This is a genomic window from Cognatiyoonia sp. IB215446 (assembly GCF_033963825.1).
In the GTDB taxonomy this organism is placed as follows: domain Bacteria; phylum Pseudomonadota; class Alphaproteobacteria; order Rhodobacterales; family Rhodobacteraceae; genus Yoonia.
In genome coordinates this window covers 1-17,733 of sequence record NZ_JAXBMD010000004.1, presented here as the reverse complement: position 1 = coordinate 17,733, position 17,733 = coordinate 1, and the positions used below count along the sequence as shown (strand labels likewise).

The following is a 17,733-nucleotide window of genomic DNA, read 5'->3' as shown; positions in this document are numbered from 1 at the left end:
GTCTTGAAAACTGTGCCGATCAACGTCTTGAGCCTGTCTGGTCCGCACCAGACTAGGCAGGCCAACACCACGGCACAAGGTCAGGAATAGCGTAGCCTAGAGATAACGGTTCACGAGGCCTTCCAGCCGCTCCTGCCGGCCCGATCTCGGCTGTGGATCAATATTGTCGCGGACAACACACTCATAGCAGTGATCCAATGTCGCCTGTGTCAGCAGCCCTTGCGCGTCGGAGGTGTCCCAGCCCGCGTAACGCGAAGCGCGCGCCTCTTCCAGCTTACCATCTTCCAGCATCGCGGCGGCGGCTTTCAGCCCCGCCGCACAGGCATCCATGCCACCCACATGGGCGAGGATAAGGTCTTCTGGATCAAGGCTTTGCCGCCTGAGCTTCGCATCGAAATTCGTTCCCCCGGTGGTAAACCCGCCCGCGCGCAGCACCTCGTAATAGGCCAAAGCCATTTCGGGCACATTGTTGGGGAACTGATCTGTATCCCAGCCCGACTGATAGTCGTTGCGGTTCATATCGATGGACCCGAAGATGCCCAGTTCACGCGCTAGCGCCAGTTCATGTTCAAACGAATGGCCAGCCAGGATCGCATGGCCCTGCTCGATATTGACCTTCACTTCGCCTTCAAGTCCGAAGTCCTTCAGGAACCCATACACCGTGGCGACGTCGTAATCATATTGGTGCTTGGTCGGCTCCTGCGGCTTCGGTTCAATCAGGATCGTGCCCTTGAACCCAATCTTATGTTTGTAGTCGACCACCATCTGCAGCATGCGACCCGCCTGCTGCCGTTCGCGGCCCATATCGGTGTTGAGCAGCGTCTCATAACCCTCGCGCCCGCCCCAGAGCACGTAGTTCTCGCCACCCAGCTTGATCGTCGCATCCATACAGGTCTTGATCGTTGCGGCGGCATAGGCAAACACATCCGGATCAGGGTTCGTCGCCGCCCCGGCCATGTAGCGGCGGTGCGAGAACAGATTGGCCGTGCCCCACAGTAGTTTGACGCCGGAGGCGTTTATCTTTTCCGCAAAGTAATCAACAATTTCTGCAAGGTTCTTTGTGCTCTCAGCAAAGCTCGTGCCTTCGGGCCGCACATCGGCATCGTGAAAGCAGAAATAGGGCACGCCGAGGATCTGGAACATCTCGAAGGCCACATCCGCCTTCAGCTTCGCCGCCGCCATCGTGTCGCCGAACCAGGGCCGCTCAAACGTCTGGCCGCCAAACGGGTCGCCGCCGGGCCAGGCGAGGGAATGCCAATAGGCAGCGGCAAAGCGCAGGTGATCCTTCATCGCCTTGCCCATCACCATCTCATCCGGATTGTAGTGCCGGAAGGCAAAATCATTGCCCGTCTGCGGCCCCTCATACGTAATGGCTGGGATGCCTTTGAAAAAGTCGGTCATATCAGTCCTTTCAATGCGGCATAGCTGGCGCGATAGCGCGCATGCGCCTCGGAAAAGGCCGCAGTAAGCGATGTGTCAGGGTCAATCGTGCGGGCGATCTGTGGTGGCGTCGCGATCTCAACCCCCGCCCCCGTCGCCGCCATCATGCCAAGCCGTGCGGCGCCGAACGCCCCACCGAAATCACCGGCAACCGGCAGTTGAACGGGCAGGCCCAGCGAGGTTGCAATCGCCTTGACCCAATAGTCGGATTTCGACCCACCGCCGACGGCAATTAAGCGGTTGATCTGCGTCCCCGTCGCAGACAGCGCATCATAGCAATCCCGGATCGCATGGGTCACACCCTCCAGCACGGCCCGGGTCATGGCTGCCTGATCGGCCCCGTGATCCAGATGCAGAAACGATCCACGAATGCTGGCATCATTATGCGGCGTCCGCTCTCCCCCCAGATAGGGCAGAAACAGCGCCCGCGTTGGCGCTTGCAACTCCCCGAGAGCACCCGTCAGGGTGGCCGAGGGCTGCCCCGCCACGCCCGCAAACCAGTTGAGCGCGTCGGCAGCAGCCAAGATCACGCCCATCTGATGCCATGTGCCTGGCAGCGCGTGGCAAAAGGTATGTACGGCGGTGGCAGCGTCGGGCTGATACGCATCCGAGGCGGCAAAGAGCACGCCTGAAGTTCCAAGTGACACAAATGCATCACCCGCCTTGACAACGCCCACGCCAACCGCACTTGCGGCGTTGTCGCCACCGCCACCGGCCACGACCACACCCTTCGGTAGGCCCCAGCAGACCGCCAGTGCATCGCGCAATTGCCCGGAAACCTGCGACCCTTCGACCAATCGCGGCATCTGGTCCCGCGACATGCCGGTGGCCGCCAATAACGCATCCGACCAGTCGCGCTTGCCGACATCCAGCCAGGATGTCCCCGCAGCATCCGACATCTCGGCCACAGCCTCACCTGTCAGCCAAAGCCGCAGGTAATCCTTCGGCAACAGCACCCGCGCCAATTGCGCGAAAATCTCCGGCTCATGTCGGGCGACCCAGACCAGTTTCGGCGCAGTGAAACCGGGGAAGACGATGTTGCCCGTCAGCGCGCGAAACTGCGGATCGGCGTCCAGCTCCGCCGCCTCAACAGCGGACCGTGTGTCGTTCCACAAGATGCAGGGGCGCAGCACCTCGTTCGCCGCATCAAGCAGCGTCGCGCCGTGCATCTGGCCCGACAACCCGATCCCACGCACCGCTTCCAGCGAGACCTGCGCGCCCAGCGCCCGCATAGCAGCATCTGCCGCATCGAGCCATGTCGCAGGCACCTGTTCCGACCATCCAGGTTCGGGCCGCACGGCCTCCAGCGGTGCCACGGCCTCGGCCAGCACCGCCTGGGCTTCATCAATCAGCACCGCCTTGAGACCAGAGGTCCCAAGATCAAGACCGATATACATCAGGCTGCTTTCTTTGGATTTTTCCCAAGGATGATCATCGACAGGATGTCATCTTCCGTCACATCTTCGACCCGCTCGGTCCCCACAACCTGTCCGTTCTTCATCACAGACACCCGGTCGCAAAGCTCCATCATTTCGCGTGTATCATGGCTGATCAGAAAGATGCCAAGACCTTGCGCCTTCAGCTCCTGAATCAAGTCCGCGACCATCTTGGTCTCGTGCACACCCAGGGCTGCGGTCGGTTCATCCATGATCAGGATCTTCGCCTTGAAATAGACCGCCCGTGCAATCGCCACCGATTGCCGCTGACCGCCCGACAAACCTGAGACAGGCTCGCTCAGCTTTTTGAAGTTCGGGTTGAGGCGCGCCATGATCTTGGCCGTTTCTGCCTCTTGCCGGCCGTCATCCACGAAGCCCAGAGACGTTGTCAATTCGCGCCCCAGAAACAGGTTTGAGGCCGCATCAAGATTATCAGCGAGCGCCAGCGTCTGATAAATTGTCTCGATATTGTGGTCGCGCGCATCGCGTGGGGTCTGGATATTGGCCTTTTGTCCGTTGATCCAAATCTCGCCGCTATCCATCTTGTAGGCGCCCGACAGGATCTTGATCAGCGTCGATTTCCCGGCCCCGTTATGGCCCAAAAGGCCCACAACCTCGCCGGGATAGAGGTCGATGCTCACATGATCGACCGCCTTCACCCCGCCGAACGAAATGCAGATATCTTTCATCTCAACAAGAGGTGTCATCATTTCGCTCCCGAGAATTTGCGGTACTGGATGTCGATCCATACGGCGAGGACAAGCACAAAGCCCACCACGATGTTCTGATAGGGCGCATCGACGCCCACCATGGCCATGCCCGATTGCAGGGATTGCATGATCAACGCGCCGATAATGGCGCCGTAGATTGTGCCGATCCCACCCGACAGGGCGGTGCCGCCAATTACCGCTGCCGCGATCACGCGGAGTTCGTCGAGCGTGCCGATATCATTGGTGTGATACCCCAACCGGGCAGAGGCAACGATGCCACCAAGGGCGCAGAGCACACCGACAATCGCGAAAATCTTGACCGTCAGCAGCTTCGTATTGATGCCCGACAGCTCTGCCGCATCGGGGTTCCCCCCGGTGGCAAAGATGTAGCGGCCCAACCGCGTGCGCTGCGCGATGACAGTCATGATGATGGCCACGACGATCAGCAACAGGACCGAATAAGGAATGCCGTAGGCGGCCGTGCAGCCTTCAGCCGCCTCGCAGCCCCAGCGCTCCAGATCGCGGGCGATGACCCGATCTGGCACCGTGTAAGAGTTCAGCACCGCGACAAAGCCCAGGATCGCAGCGACAACCACACCAATGACGATGCCCTCTGCCCACATCGGCTTGACCGCAAAACCATGGCCGATCTTGCTGCGACGCGCGGAGAGAATACCAAAGGCCGAGGCCACTGCCGCCAAGACACCGACAACCCAGCTCCAAAAGACGCCGAGCGTGCCGTTGATGCCGCCAAAGAGTAGATAGGTCTCATCCAGCGGGCCGATGGTCTGGCCGTTGGTCATGTGCCAGGCCACGTTGCGCCAGATCAGAAGACCACCCAGCGTAACGATAAAGGCCGGAATCATCTGGTAACCCACCAGATAGCCCTGAAATCCACCGATCAGCGCGCCGGTCAGAAGTCCGACTAGAACGGTGATCCACGGGATCATGGGGTGGCCGATCTCCAACCCAAGCACGTTTGGAAGAAATTGCGTCTGCGTCATCGCCATGACAGCGGTACAAGTGGCAAGCAACGCGCCAACCGAGAGATCAATGTGCCGTGTGACGATCACAAAAACCATGCCCGTCGCCATGATCGCGACCGAAACGGTCTGGATCGACAGGTTGAAGATGTTGCGCGGTGTCAGGAACCGCCCGTCTGTCAGCACGTTGAAGACGAGGCAGACCAGAACAAACGCACCGATCATCCCCAACAGGCGAGTATCGACCTCAAGCTTGGCCAGAAAGTTGCGTTCGGCTTTGACGGGTTCTGCAATTTGATCAGACATATGATCCTCCGTTCCGGCCCGTTTGGGGCCAGCGCATGAGACAGACGCTTTGAAATGCAGCGAAGGGACTTCGCAAGTCTTTCACAAGGTCCCGATCAGGGCGGGCATTGCCCGCCCGCAACGCTTAGTTACAAGGGGCCGGACCGCCTGAGACACCCTGGCAGAGCGCGTCGACAGTGATCCAACCGGCATCAGTCACCGTGGTCAAGTTGTCGGCTGTGATAGGCACAGGCTCCAGGAAGAGCGAGGTCATCTCGGTCCCGCCGGGCGAGGTCCATTTTCCAGAACCCACGACGCTCAGCATCGGCGCGCCGCTGGCCATGGAGACAGCCACCTGCCCTGCCGCATAGCCCAGGTCACGGGCGTCCTTCCAAACGGAGACGGTCTGCGTACCCAGCGCCACACGGTTCAGCGCAGCATGGTCGCCGTCCTGACCTGACACCGGAATGCCTTCCATCCCTTGTGCAGTCAGCGCAGCGACGGCGCCACCGGCAGTGCCGTCATTCGAAGCAACAACCGCGTCCACGTTGTTGTCATTGGCGGTCAGGATCTGTTCCATGTTGCGCTGCGCATTCGCAGGCAGCCAGCCATCGGTATAGGCCTCGTCCACGATTGTGATCGCACCGCTGTCAATCGCGGCTTGCAGCACTTCCTGCTGACCACCGCGCAGGAAATCCGCGTTCGGGTCAGTGGGTGAGCCCTTGATCATGACGTAGTTGCCGTTTGGCTGGGCGGCAAGAACGGCGCGGGCCTGCATGCGGCCAACTTCGACATTGTCGAATGTCAGGTAGAATGCGCGTGGGTCTTCGATCAGGCGATCATAGGCCACAACCGGAATGCCTTCAGCGTCGGCTGCATCGACCGCAGGGCCAATCGCCGCTGCGTCTTGTGCGAGAATGATAAGGGCATCCACGCCCTGCGCGATCAGGCTTTCAACGTCCGAAAGCTGCTTTGCCGAAGATGACTGCGCATCAGCCGACACGTAAGTGGCGCCGGCGGCGTCCAAAGCGGCTTTGATCGCTGCCTCATCTGTCTTCCAGCGCTCTTCCTGAAAGTTGGACCAGCTCACGCCAACAGTGACGCCGTGACCATCTGCGAGCGCTGCAGAGTTGAAACCTGCAACAGCAATAACCGCGGCAATAATGGATTTATGCATATGTTCCTCCCAACGATTTACCCTTTGGCTCAGGGCGTAGGTCTTTTGACCTTACGTCGGACAGGATGACCAATTAATTTCAGTTGTCAAAATAAAAATCGCCACCAATGTGAAAAAATTGCTTTGCGTAAGCTCGAATTTTGGGCAAAGCTGGAAAAGTCTGGTTGTTGATTGGGTTTCCACTACACAATAATTCAAGTCTTGAAATATGTATGATGAAATCACAGCGGAAAGCGGCGAATCAGAGGGGCCCACTGGCTGCGGCCCGATGTTGCCGAGCGAAAGCACCGATTCCAAGCCGCTGCGCCAGCAAATCTTTGAACATGTGCGAGCAGCGGGCCGTGCTGCACGAACTGACGTCACCCGCGCGCTTGGCATCAGCGCAGGCTCTGCCACGACCCTGACCGCCGATCTGATCACGGCAAATCTCTTGCGCGAGGTTGAGGGCCTACCGCGCGAAAGCGGACGCGGCCGCCCGCCGGTCGCCCTTGAGGTGGTGCCCGAAGGCCATCATGTGATCGGCATCAAGCTGTCGGACGAGAGCCATTCCGCCGTCCTGACCGATTTTGCCGGTCGCATGCTGGCAGATGCCTCCTTGCAAACCCAACCAACGCCCAAGTCACTGGATGTTTTGCTGGAAGAAATCGATGCGCTTATGGACCTTGTCATGAAAAGCGCCGGTAAGTCACTGTCGGACATCTCGGCGGTGGGTATCGGGATGTCAGGGATCGTGGATTTCGAGACCGGTATGGTCCCTTGGTCTCCACTTTTGGTCGACCGGGACGTGGACATGGCGAACGCCTTTGTCAGCCGCTTCGGGCTGCCCCTGCTGCTGGACAATGATGCCAATGTCCTGACACTGGCGGAACTCTGGTTCGGCGCGGGCCGCGCCATGCCGGATTTTGCGGTTGTGACCATCGAACATGGTGTCGGCATGGGGATGGTTTTGGGCAATCAGTTGTTCCGCGGCTCGCGCGGCATGGGGTTGGAGCTTGGCCATATCAAGGTGCAACTGGACGGCGCGCTTTGCCGCTGCGGCCAGCGCGGCTGCCTGGAGGCCTATCTGGCCGATTATGCGCTGGCGCGCGAGGCAGCGACTGCGCTGCACCGCAATCCCCGCAATCTGCAAAGCCCCGCAGCGATGCTCGAGGCGCTTTTCGCACAGGCCAAATCCGGGAACGAAGCGGCACTGACCATCTTTCGCCGGGCCGGACGTTATCTTTCGGTGGGCCTGTCGAATATCATCCAACTCTTTGATCCGGAACTGATTATTCTGTCAGGCGCGCGGATGAAATACGACTATCTTTACGCCGATGAAGTGCTGGCCGAGATGCAGAAGCTGACCTTGAATGACGGGCGCACGCCCTGTCGTGTCGAGATCCACGCCTGGGGAGATCTGGCCTGGGCGCGTGGCGCCACAGCGCTTGCCCTGACCGCCGTCACCGACGCGGCGTTGGGTGAAAGTCGCACATGATCCGCGCCCTGCCCGTTTTGTTTCTGGCGTCGGCGGTGGCGGCGGAGCCCCGTTTTGAGGACCGTTCATTCGGCCTTCCTGACCATGTCTATGATGGTGGATGGGAGCATTTTGTGGGTGGCGGCATCGCGGTTTTTGACTGCAATCGCGACGGACTGCCCGATATCTTTGCTGCTGGCGGCGAGAACCCCGCGAAGCTTTTCGTAAATCAGGGCGATTTTACCTTCATCCCCGTCGAATTCCCCGCAATCACCGGTGTGACGGGTGCCTATCCGCTGGATATCAACAGCGACGGTACGCTCGATCTATTCATCATGCGGGTCGGGCAGAACGAACTGCAGATGGGTGCGGGCGATTGCCGGTTCAGTCGTGGCAGCGAGTTGCCCCTGCGCGATGACTGGACCACCGCATTCTCGGCTTGGTGGGACGATCAGGGCCTCGTCATGGCCATCGGAAATTACGTGGATCGCAGCGACCCTGACGGTCCGTTTGAGGCCTGCGATGACAATTACCTGCTACGGGCCGGAAGCGGCGATTACTTCGCGACCCCACTTACCCCTGGCTATTGCCCACTATCTATGCTCGCCGCCAATGATGCGCGCGGGCGGCCCACTCTGCGCATTTCCAATGATCGCCACTACTACGTGCGCGGCGGGCACGAGCAGATGTGGGACATCGCCGACGGGCACTTTCTGGGGCCGGAGGACGGTTGGAACAATGTCTCGCTCTGGGGCATGGGGATTGCCAGTCGCGATTTGACGGGCGATGGCTTGGATGAGGTCATGCTGACCTCGATGGGCGATCAATTGATGCAACTGGCCAACCCGGACGGAACCTATGGAGCTGCGCCCTACAGCATTGGCACCTACGCGCAGCGGCCCCATATCGGCGATGATGGCCGCCCCTCAACCGGGTGGCATGCGGAATTTGCGGATGTGGACAACGATACGCAGCCAGACCTTTTCATCGCGAAAGGTAATGTGGACCAGATGCCGGGATTGGCTACACGTGATCCCAATAACCTGTTGATGCAGAACGAGGATGGCACGTTTGTGGAGGCCGCGGCGACAGCAGGTATCGCGACGACGGACCGGTCTCGCGGAGCCGCTTTCGCCGATTTTGACAATGACGGTCGGCTTGATCTGGTGGTGATGAACCGCCGCGCGCCGATGGAGCTTTATCGCAACATCACCGAAGACACCGGCAACTGGCTGCGCGTGGATATGAGCCAGATGGATGTGAACACCTTTGGGATCGGGGCGACGATCATTGTCCGCTACGGGGCAGATTCTGCGGGCATTCAGGTGCAGCAAAAGGTGGTCGGCGGCGGCCATGCGGGGGGCAGCGCCCTGCCCCTGCATTTCGGTCTCGGCGATGCCGAAAGTGCGGTGATCACCGTGCGTTGGCCCGATGGCTCCGTCTCTGGCCACGAAAGCCCGGCAAACCAGACGCTGATTATCAGCCGCTAGGGCTGATCGACGGGCAAACCGCTCGGCACGGTATCAGGGATGCCCAATCGTCCCTCAACAGAGATCGGGTCGGTCAGCGCGTCGAGAAATGCGATCAGAGCCGTCACCTCCTCATCTGTCACATTAACCGGCTCATCGGCTATGGCTGCCATGATTGCGGAACTGTCGGCGAACCCGCGTGCGTCATCTACTGGCATCTCTGGCAAGGTCGCCTGCGTCAGGTCGTAGGCTTGCAGGTCCACCGCCGGGTCCAGATGAGCCACGATAAAACTGCGCAGATCGCTATGGGCACCCGCATGCCCGTAAGGTGCGGTTAGGGCAACATTGCGCAGGGACGGCGTGCGGAATGCATAGAGATCGGCCGGATCACCTGTCACGCGAAACCGCCCCTCGTCTCGTGCGTGGCTTTCAAAGCGGGCGGCCTTTCCGGGGCCGATTTGCGGAGCGCCCATGGCGTGAAAATCATGGTCGGTCAGAAACGGGCCACTGTGGCAGGCGGCGCAGCCCGCACTGCCGTAAAACAGCTCCATGCCGGTCGCGGCGGGCTCTGGCAACGTACCCTCTCCCCGCAGAACGGCGTCAAAAGGTGCGCTATCCGACCGCCATTCCCATTCCATGAAAGCCGCAATCGCGTTCGAGATATCAGCGAATGTGATCTGGTCCGGCTCATCGATGTGATCATAAACGGCAATGAAATCATGGGCATAGGTGGGAGTGTCCGCAACCCGCCGCGCGATGATGTCCCACGCGCCGCCCTCACCCGTGATCACCCCGCGCCGCACGGCTTGGGATACGTCGTTTTCGCTGTAATGCCCCGCCATCTCATCGGCGCTCAGCACCGGGAACATCGTCTGTGCGGACAGAAGCGAGGCAAAGCCCGTCACCATATCCGCATCCAGTGGTGTGCGCAGGCCGCCAGGTCGGTCGGGGTCGACCTCGATCCGGCCATCGTGGAAGAGCACGGTGAATTCATGCGCGCCGAGGTTAAAGAGCGCGGGCGCGTTCCGCGGGATGCGTTGTTCTGGCATGTTTTCGGAATCAACCACCCGTTTCGGGCCGAGACCGATGCCGCCATCGCCAATGCCGAGCGACAGACCGTCTCCCGTGCCAAAGGCCGGATGGTGGCAGGTGCCGCAAGACACTTCGCGATTGCCCGACAGGATCGGATCGTAGAACAGCAACTGGCCCAGCCGTGCCTCCACCTCGCGCACGGGCCGGAAATCGGCGTCGGTCAGTGCGCGCGGCAAGCCCTCTGCCACGACACCCGTGCCAAGAACTGCCATGAAACCCGTTGTGATGATCCGCATCGTTTCCTCCCCGTCCGCAATGGTTAGCATGGCGCAGGCGGGGTGCAAGTGCGGCACTTACTCCATATTGCGGCGGATGCGATTGACGAGATACCAGACGATGCCCAGCACAATCGGTGTCGCCAAAGCGGCGAATACCACTTTGCTGATGCCAAACGCCTCTTCCAGCGGGCCGGTCATGTTGAGCACCAGATTGACGGCGTAGTAGCTGATCGCGACAACGGACAACCCCTCCACCGTTTTCTGCAAGCGCAATTGCAGATCGGCGCGCCGGTCCATGCTAGTGAGCAGTTCCTGGTTCTGGGCAGAGCGCTCCACATCAACCCGCGTGCGCAACAGATCGCCAGCACGCAAGGCGCGATCCGACATGGCCTGCAAGCGCCCTTCCGTCGACTTCACGGTGCGCATGGCCGGATCAAAGCGGCGCATCATGAACTCGCCAAAGGTTTGGCGCCCGGAGAACCGCTCCTCGCGCAAAACCGCGATGCGTTGGTTCACAATCGTCTCGTAAGCCCCTGTTGCGCCGAAACGAAATGTTGATTGAGCAATCGTGTTTTCGATCTCTGCCGAAACTTCCAGAAGCCCCTCCAACACCTCGGCAGGATGCGCGACCGCACCGCGCATATTCTCCAACAAGCCGGTCAGTTTCCTGTCAAATTCCGCCATTTTCGGCCCTAGGGACCGCGCCCGTGATAGGCCCAACATAGACATCGCCTTATAGGTCTCAATCTCGCAAAGCCGCTGCACGACGCGACCGACGCGCCGGTCACCCACATGTGGGCGCGCGAAGGCGGCAAAACGCATATGGCCGCCGGGGTCGATCCGAAAATCTCCAGCGACAACGAGATCATCCCCCACCACACGACTGATGGCGAGGCTTTCGGGTACAAACCAGTCGCGCGCCTTCTCCGCGATGCCATCGTCGCCATCAGCGACTTCAACGCGGATCAACGCGGACGTCACGCGCGTGCCCGGGGCCGCTTCCAGCCAGTCTTCGGGGAAAACGGCAAATGTTGCGGCGTCAAAGGGCCGTTCGGCGACACCTTCCCCGAAGACCGTGTAGGTCACGAACTCGGTATGGCTTTCCCATTTCAATTCGTGCTTGCCGATCTTGCCAAAGTAATGCGTGGCTCCGGGTTGCGGATGCTGCGCGCCAAAGCGGTCCAAAAGGTCGATCAGATGGGCGCGATCCGCCTCGCGGTCGCGGCCTGCCGCGTTGCTAGCAGGCTTAATTGCCAGATAGGCCGCACGGCTGGGGGCGGCCACTGCAGGAAAAGGCCGCGCATGCAGCTCATTGGCCATCTGATAGCGCAGCGGGTGATCTTCGATTGCGGGCATGGGCGTGCCTTGTTGCTACTCTTCCCCGCAAGGTAGCGAGGTTTCACACCCTGTAAACCATGAAAATTGTTAATTTATAAATAGTTAGCGGCGTGCAACAGTATACCGCACGCCACCTTTTGGTCAGATGACAACGACATCCAGCGGCGGGAAGCCGTTGAAACAAACCGAAGAATAGGTCGATGTGTAGGCGCCAGTGTTGCGGATCAGGACGCGGTCTCCGGATTTCAGCGACAGTGGCAATGACACAGGTCGCTTTTCATAAAGCACGTCCGCGCTGTCACAGCTTGGCCCCGCCAGAATGCATGGGCCCATCGGCTCGGCATCCTTTGCCGTCTCAAACTGATAGCGGATCGCCTCACCCTCCGTTTCGGCGAGCCCGGAAAAACGTCCGATATCCAGATAGACCCAGCGATGCAAATCACGGTCCGACTTGCGGCTGACGAGCATGACTTCGGCCACGATCACGCCAGCTTCTGCCACCATACCGCGACCAGGTTCAGCCATGATGTGTGGGACATTCGGGAAACGCGCCTCGACCATTGCCATAACCTCGGCGGCATAAGCTGTCGGTGTCTCAATCTCTTCACCATGAAAGGCTGGGAACCCGCCACCGATATTGAGCAAAGTCAGATCATGCCCCGCCGCCCGCGCGGCTTGCCAGATGTCGGCCATCACGTCCAAAGTGGGCGCCCACATCGCCGCCTGCCGGGTTTGCGAACCGACATGGAATGAAAACCCAACTGGTTTCAGGCCCAGTGTTTTCGCCATGTCTAGCAATTGCAGCGCCATATCCTTGTCGCAGCCAAACTTGCGCGACAACGGCCAGTCGCCCGGCGATGTCTCGACCACCAGCCGGATGTAAACGCAAGCGCCCGGCGCATTTGCGGCGATCTTCTCCAGTTCTTCTGCCGCATCGGCAGCAAACAGCGTAATCCCCTGGTCCCAGGCCCAGGCGATGTCAGAGTCACGCTTGATCGTGTTGCCAAAGGAGACCTCTGACGACTGCGCGCCCTCTTCGAGGCAAAGCGCAATCTCGGCCCGTGAGGCCGCATCGAAGTGCGAGCCAAGATCGACGAGCCGCGCAATGACCTGACGCGCCGGATTGGCCTTGACCGCATAATGGATATCCGCCCGTCCGAGCCCCCGGCGCAGCGCACGGTATTGCGCCTCAACCAGATCAAGGTCCATCACCAGTGTCGGCTTGTCAAAGCTGCGCGCGGCAACAAACGCATCGAGGCGAGAAGTGGATTCGACAGAAAAAGACGCCCCGTCGGGCGCGAAGTGCATAGTCATGGGTCATCTCCAGTAGACCCGGCCATAACGGATTCTCACCGCCCCAGACCGCTCAGTTCCAAAAGAGACGTTACCGTCGCTACGTAAACACGAGTGCGTTGACTATCACTGGCCAGAGGCGCGTGCGTTGGCGTCTATGGGCGCGCATTTGGGGCAAGTTGAGATTCGGCACAAGAGGGAAAATGACACTATGCGATTTTTCATATCGGCATGGACGGGCCCGCATATCTGCGGCACATGAAAGTCATGGCCCGCGTGATCCTGTTCAACAAACCTTTTGGCGTCCTGTCGCAATTCACAGATGCGCGTAGCCCAACGCCGCGCCCGACCCTCTCATCCTACATCGATGTGCCCGGCGTATATCCCGCCGGACGCCTCGACCGCGATAGCGAGGGTTTGCTGGTGCTCACCGATGACGGACGGCTGCAGGCACGGGTCGCTGATCCGAAGCACAAGCTGAGCAAATGCTATCTGGTGCAGGTCGAAGGGGTACCAACGAATTCGGAGCTTCAGAAGCTGCGCGATAGTGTAACCCTCAAGGACGGGCCGACCCGCCCTGCAAAGGTGAGGCAAATCGATCCCCCCATCCTCTGGGATCGTGACCCGCCAGTGCGTTTTCGCAAATCCGTGCCCGACCGATGGATCGAGATCACGATCAGTGAAGGCCGCAACCGCCAGGTACGTCGCATGACCGCCCATATCGGCTTTCCCACGCTCCGGCTGGTGCGCTGGCGCGTGGGCGATTGGTCCCTCGACGGGCTATTGTCTGGTGAATGGCGCGAGGTCACAACATAACTAATACGCTGGTAAGCATTTGATATAAATCAATACATTTCTTGCCAAGATGAGGCATCCTGTTTGCGTCTAAGACACCTAACACAGGCACAAAATGCAACACATTCTCTATGCCAGCGACCTCACCTCCCGTTCGGATCGCGCGCTCGAACGCGCCTGCCGCCTCGCCACTGAACATATGTCGCATCTGCATGTCATCTATGTCGGCGCATCTGCTGCGGAGAGCATGGAAGCACGTAGAGCCGAATTGGATGAGCGGATCGCCGGTCAGTTCGCCGAACTAACGCCCGATGAAACGAAGCGGCCAGACTGGACAGCCTACACGCAGATCGGTGATCCCGTTCAGACCATCATCACAAGGGTCTCCGCAGTGGATCCTGATTTGGTGGTGTTGGGCCAAAGCCAGGATCTGACCGCAGCAACCATCTTTCAAGGCACGTCAACCGACCAGATCGTATCTAAGATCGCGCATCCGATCCTCGTGGTACGTGGTCCTGTCCACAGAAGCTATAAAAGGACCATTGTGGCATTCGATCATTCGCTCAACGCGCGCCGCGCATTTGAACACGCATTGAGGATCGCGCCAGAGGCTGACTTGACAGTTACAAAGGTGATTGGCGACGTCACAGAGGCCGCACGCGCCAACGCTCAGGATATGGTCCATGGTCACCTAGCCGAAATCACGCGCAAAATGTCCAATGCAGTCCCGCAGCCAAAAGTTGACCTGCTCAGCGGACGGGTCAACGATGCGCTCTTGGCGGCGATCAAGACGGCGCGGTCGGATCTGGTAGCGTTTGGACGAACACAAAAGACAGGTTTGGAAGCATTTGTCCTCGGCAGCACGGCCAGCTTCCTGCTTGGACATGTCACCTGCGACATACTCATCCTCTAGTCGAAGAACGACGTTATCGTTTTGGATATGTCGTGACGTAGCTCACCCAAAATCTCGCGGTTCGCCCTGGTAGCCTGGAAACGCCATGCTTCCACGAAGCTTGTGATCAGCGGCATCATGCGGGTGGGTCCACGACGCGATCACCGCACATCGCCTTGTCAAAGGTCTGCTGCAACGCCACATCAAGGTCCGCCATTGTGACAGGCAAGCCCAAGTCAACAAGGGACGTGACACCATGCGCCTTGATCCCGCAAGGGACGATCCCTGTGAAATGCTCCAGATCAGGGTCGACATTGATCGATAGGCCGTGGAACGAGACCCATTTGCGCAGGCGTATACCCAAGGCCGCAATTTTATCTTCGGCGGGCTGTCCGTCAGGCCGTCTGGGCTTTTCGGGGCGCCGCACCCAAACCCCAACACGATTATCGCGGATTTCGCCACGAACGCCAAAACAGTCAAGCGCTGCGATACTCCAGTTCTCGAGGTCCTTCACGAATTCCCGCACATCGCGTCCGCGCTTGCCCACATCAAGCATTACGTAGACAACACGTTGCCCCGGACCATGATAAGTGTACTCTCCACCGCGCCTTGCCTGATGGACAGGAAAACGATGCGGATCGATCAGATCCTCAGCCTTCGCGGAGGTGCCGGCGGTATAAAGCGGCGGATGCTCCAGTAGCCAGATGCATTCCCGTGCTGTTCCATCAACGATACGCTCGACCCGTGCCTCCATGAAATCGAGTGCGGCGGCGTAGTCGGTCAGCCCGTCACTGATGATCCACTCCACCATATTTTGAGCGTCCTCTTTTGATCGTTAGGCATCGGTGTGCCACAATTGATCGTGGTGCAAAAGTAACGTTCTAACAATGACGGCATTGCGTGCAGGCACAGACGCCATTTCCCTCTTGGCATCACAAAACGCCTCGTCTATGAGAACTCCACTTACCAGCCTGGAAAGACTTGCGGTCGTGGCGGAATTGGTAGACGCGCAGCGTTGAGGTCGCTGTGAGGTAACACTCGTGGGGGTTCGAGTCCCCCCGACCGCACCATTTCATATTTTTCTTTGAGATCACCCAAAAACCTAAAGATCACAGAGGTTTGCGGAGTTCGAAACCCGTTTTCGCGGGAATAGGCTAAAGGTGACTGAAAAGCCAATCTGAGCACTGTTTTCTTGAGGGTGAGATTGCTTTTTTCCCATAGGCTCCAGGGGTTTGTCAGGAATGCCATGGAAAGTTCGAAAATCTCATCAAGGCTATGCTTTGTTTTGCTCTTTTGCGCGAGTTGAGCCGCTAAGGTGAGCTTATCTTGCTCCAGTTTAGCGATCTTTTTCTCATAGGCCGCAACAACTGTTGGATTGTCCGTCTCCACAATCCGCATCAATAGACCATCCAGTTGTCGGTTCAACTGCGCAACCTTGCGCTTCCCGCTCTCTTTTTTAGCGTCTGTCTGTACAAGCCGTTGTGACCATGCGTCCTTAAGCATCTTTGTTACGAGCGCAATCATACCCTTCGAGGGTGCCAGCGACTGCATGACCTCTGCAAAGGCCGTGTCGATCTTTTCAGCGCGGATGTTCTTGCGATACATCACGCAGTCTTTTGTCTGACACCAGTAGTAAGGATATCGCTTGCCTGTCGCACTGCGTGACCAGCAAGAGGTTAGCGGCTTGTCGCAACAGGCACATGTCACTGCACCACGCAGTGGAAAGTCTTGATTGATATCCGGACGTGCAGGCGCGATCTGACGCTCAGCCTTGCGGGATTGAATGCGCTCATAGGTCTCGAGCGACACAAGCGCCTCATGATGTCCCTTACGGCGTGTGACGCCCCAAGGCTCGTGTTCGATGTATCCAGCATAGAGAACCCGGTTAAACATATCCGTCACGATTTGTTGGCGCACGTTGCCGTTAATGTTAGGGAATGCCGCTTGGTTTTCGAGATAGCGTTTCACCTCGGCCTGTGTCTCAAAACGTCCGGATGCATAGCCTTCCATGACCTCTTGGACAATGGATGCAACGGGTTCATCGCGGACGAGCATCTTGCCGTGCCCACTACGTTTCTCGTAGCGATATCCCACCGGCGCGGCGAAAACGCTATAGCCGTTCATCATACGTCCCTTCATGCGATTGGATGTCTGTTCGCCGTTCTTCTCGCGCTGATGTTGAGCAACCGAGGCAAGCAAGTTCTCGACAAGCACGGAGTCACTGTCTTCACCAAACTCAATAGACGGGCTTTCCAGCTTGCCACCGGCACCGGCTAATGACTGACGCAGTTCAAGATGGGCATTCAGGCCACGTGCCAAGCGGCTGATGTCATCAATAATGACAACAATCTCATCACTTTTGCTGGCATTCATGTGGAGGTAACCAAGCATCGACTGCATACCCGGTCGCGCAGTCGCCTTGCCCGTCATGTCGTCGGTGAAGACTTCAACGACATCGTAGGACTTGTATTTGGCATACTCACGGCACCGGGTTTCTTGTGAGGCGAGGCCGTCACCTTCGCGAACTTGCTTTGCCCCAGACACACGGCAGTAAATGACTGCTTTTCGTTGGATTACTGATCCTGCCATGTATCCTCCTGTTCGCATTGTTGGGCTTTGTTCCAATCGTCTTGCAACAAGGATACCAAATCCTTTGACGCATCGCCGACAAGAACCTCATTTTGTCCACAGGCCTGTTGAACAGAATGAACGCCAAAGCCTAGGTCAACAAAGCTGACCACAATCGACCAAAGAGCTTCAATCAGCTCGCGCTTTTCCTCTTCGGAGATATCTTCGTCTTCAAAGAAGGGGAGATAGGCATCCCAATCAATGGTCAGCGTCGGTGGAGCGGTCTCAGGATTAAAATCTGGCGGGAGGTCACAATGATGGGGCTGGCGGGACATAGCCGGTTTCCTTTCGTCTAAATGTTTGGGTGATGCGTTCGTTCTACGGTGTCCACGACACCAAGGCAGAATGTGAACAAATACAGAACATAATGCATCGTTTCCCTTCGTCACGCAAGAGAAAATTCAAACGACCTCATACGCTTAACCTGTCCATATCATGGCAAACCCATGGTCATCTTGGGTAAGAGGCGCAGGGTATCTGTTTCCATCATTATATCCAAAACCGGAAATATCATTTCTGATCTG

General features: G+C 58.5%; 13 protein-coding genes, 1 tRNA gene and 2 pseudogenes. 5 read left to right on the top strand and 11 right to left on the bottom strand.

Features of this window, described 5'->3' with window-relative positions:
* Positions 1 to 96 precede the first annotated feature (96 nt).
* The 5 genes from xylA to xylF all read right to left on the bottom strand — a co-directional run bounded on the left by xylA (position 97) and on the right by xylF (position 6,031).
* Entirely contained in the window at positions 97 to 1,401 is a 1,305-nt protein-coding gene (gene xylA, locus SLH49_RS15865; RefSeq protein WP_320270139.1) for a xylose isomerase, read from the bottom strand.
* The gene (gene xylB, locus SLH49_RS15860) at positions 1,398 to 2,837 is read right to left on the bottom strand and encodes a xylulokinase (RefSeq protein WP_320270138.1); all 1,440 of its coding nucleotides are present in this window, start codon (positions 2,835 to 2,837) and stop codon (positions 1,398 to 1,400) included. The genes xylA and xylB overlap by 4 nt, the downstream gene beginning before the upstream one ends.
* Positions 2,837 to 3,586 carry an ATP-binding cassette domain-containing protein gene (locus SLH49_RS15855; RefSeq protein ID WP_320270137.1) on the bottom strand — a complete coding sequence of 250 codons (750 nt, stop codon included), beginning with the start codon at positions 3,584 to 3,586 and terminating at the stop codon, positions 2,837 to 2,839. The genes xylB and SLH49_RS15855 overlap by 1 nt, the downstream gene beginning before the upstream one ends.
* On the bottom strand, positions 3,583 to 4,875 hold the full coding sequence (locus SLH49_RS15850) for a sugar ABC transporter permease (RefSeq protein ID WP_320270136.1): 1,293 nt from the start codon (positions 4,873 to 4,875) through the stop codon (positions 3,583 to 3,585). The genes SLH49_RS15855 and SLH49_RS15850 overlap by 4 nt, the downstream gene beginning before the upstream one ends.
* Before the next feature lie 124 nt (positions 4,876 to 4,999).
* Entirely contained in the window at positions 5,000 to 6,031 is a 1,032-nt protein-coding gene (gene xylF / locus SLH49_RS15845) for a D-xylose ABC transporter substrate-binding protein (protein WP_320270135.1), read from the bottom strand.
* Positions 6,032 to 6,239: 208 nt separating this feature from the next.
* Here xylF and SLH49_RS15840 point away from each other — a divergent pair, with 208 nt between their 5' ends.
* Together SLH49_RS15840 and SLH49_RS15835 are read left to right on the top strand one after the other, a co-directional pair.
* Complete coding sequence (locus tag SLH49_RS15840; RefSeq protein ID WP_320270134.1) at positions 6,240 to 7,505, top strand: ROK family protein; 1,266 nt, start codon at positions 6,240 to 6,242, stop codon at positions 7,503 to 7,505.
* Positions 7,502 to 8,974 carry a CRTAC1 family protein gene (locus SLH49_RS15835; RefSeq protein ID WP_320270133.1) on the top strand — a complete coding sequence of 491 codons (1,473 nt, stop codon included), beginning with the start codon at positions 7,502 to 7,504 and terminating at the stop codon, positions 8,972 to 8,974. Before SLH49_RS15840 ends, SLH49_RS15835 begins: the two co-directional genes overlap by 4 nt.
* Here SLH49_RS15835 and SLH49_RS15830 read toward each other — a convergent pair.
* The 3 genes from SLH49_RS15830 to SLH49_RS15820 form a co-directional block, all read right to left on the bottom strand.
* On the bottom strand, positions 8,971 to 10,281 hold the full coding sequence (locus SLH49_RS15830; RefSeq protein WP_320270132.1) for a cytochrome-c peroxidase: 1,311 nt from the start codon (positions 10,279 to 10,281) through the stop codon (positions 8,971 to 8,973). The genes SLH49_RS15835 and SLH49_RS15830 overlap by 4 nt on opposite strands.
* A gap of 57 nt (positions 10,282 to 10,338) precedes the next feature.
* Entirely contained in the window at positions 10,339 to 11,619 is a 1,281-nt protein-coding gene (locus tag SLH49_RS15825) for a DUF3422 domain-containing protein (protein WP_320270131.1), read from the bottom strand.
* A gap of 123 nt (positions 11,620 to 11,742) precedes the next feature.
* The gene (locus tag SLH49_RS15820) at positions 11,743 to 12,915 is read right to left on the bottom strand and encodes a type III PLP-dependent enzyme (RefSeq protein ID WP_320270130.1); all 1,173 of its coding nucleotides are present in this window, start codon (positions 12,913 to 12,915) and stop codon (positions 11,743 to 11,745) included.
* 246 nt (positions 12,916 to 13,161) lie between these two features.
* On the opposite strand from SLH49_RS15820, the gene SLH49_RS15815 reads away from it, so the two are divergent.
* Both SLH49_RS15815 and SLH49_RS15810 read left to right on the top strand, forming a co-directional pair.
* Entirely contained in the window at positions 13,162 to 13,710 is a 549-nt protein-coding gene (locus tag SLH49_RS15815) for a pseudouridine synthase (RefSeq protein WP_320270454.1), read from the top strand.
* 94 nt (positions 13,711 to 13,804) lie between these two features.
* Positions 13,805 to 14,602: a universal stress protein gene (locus tag SLH49_RS15810; protein ID WP_320270129.1), complete on the top strand. Its 798-nt coding sequence runs from the start codon at positions 13,805 to 13,807 to the stop codon at positions 14,600 to 14,602.
* Between the two features lie 115 nt (positions 14,603 to 14,717).
* On the opposite strand, the pseudogene lipB reads toward SLH49_RS15810, so the two are convergent.
* Positions 14,718 to 15,398: pseudogene (gene lipB, locus SLH49_RS15805) on the bottom strand (lipoyl(octanoyl) transferase LipB); the annotation flags it as partial.
* A gap of 166 nt (positions 15,399 to 15,564) precedes the next feature.
* On the opposite strand from lipB, the gene SLH49_RS15800 reads away from it, so the two are divergent.
* Positions 15,565 to 15,651 (top strand) — tRNA-Leu (locus tag SLH49_RS15800).
* Between the two features lie 538 nt (positions 15,652 to 16,189).
* Here the strand turns inward: SLH49_RS15800 and SLH49_RS15795 are convergent.
* Together SLH49_RS15795 and SLH49_RS15790 are read right to left on the bottom strand one after the other, a co-directional pair.
* A pseudogene (locus SLH49_RS15795) lies at positions 16,190 to 17,170 on the bottom strand (recombinase family protein); the annotation flags it as partial.
* Positions 17,155 to 17,484, bottom strand: coding sequence for a hypothetical protein (locus SLH49_RS15790; RefSeq protein ID WP_320270128.1), 330 nt, complete (start codon positions 17,482 to 17,484; stop codon positions 17,155 to 17,157). The gene SLH49_RS15790 and the pseudogene SLH49_RS15795, both read right to left, overlap by 16 nt.
* Positions 17,485 to 17,733 lie beyond the last annotated feature (249 nt).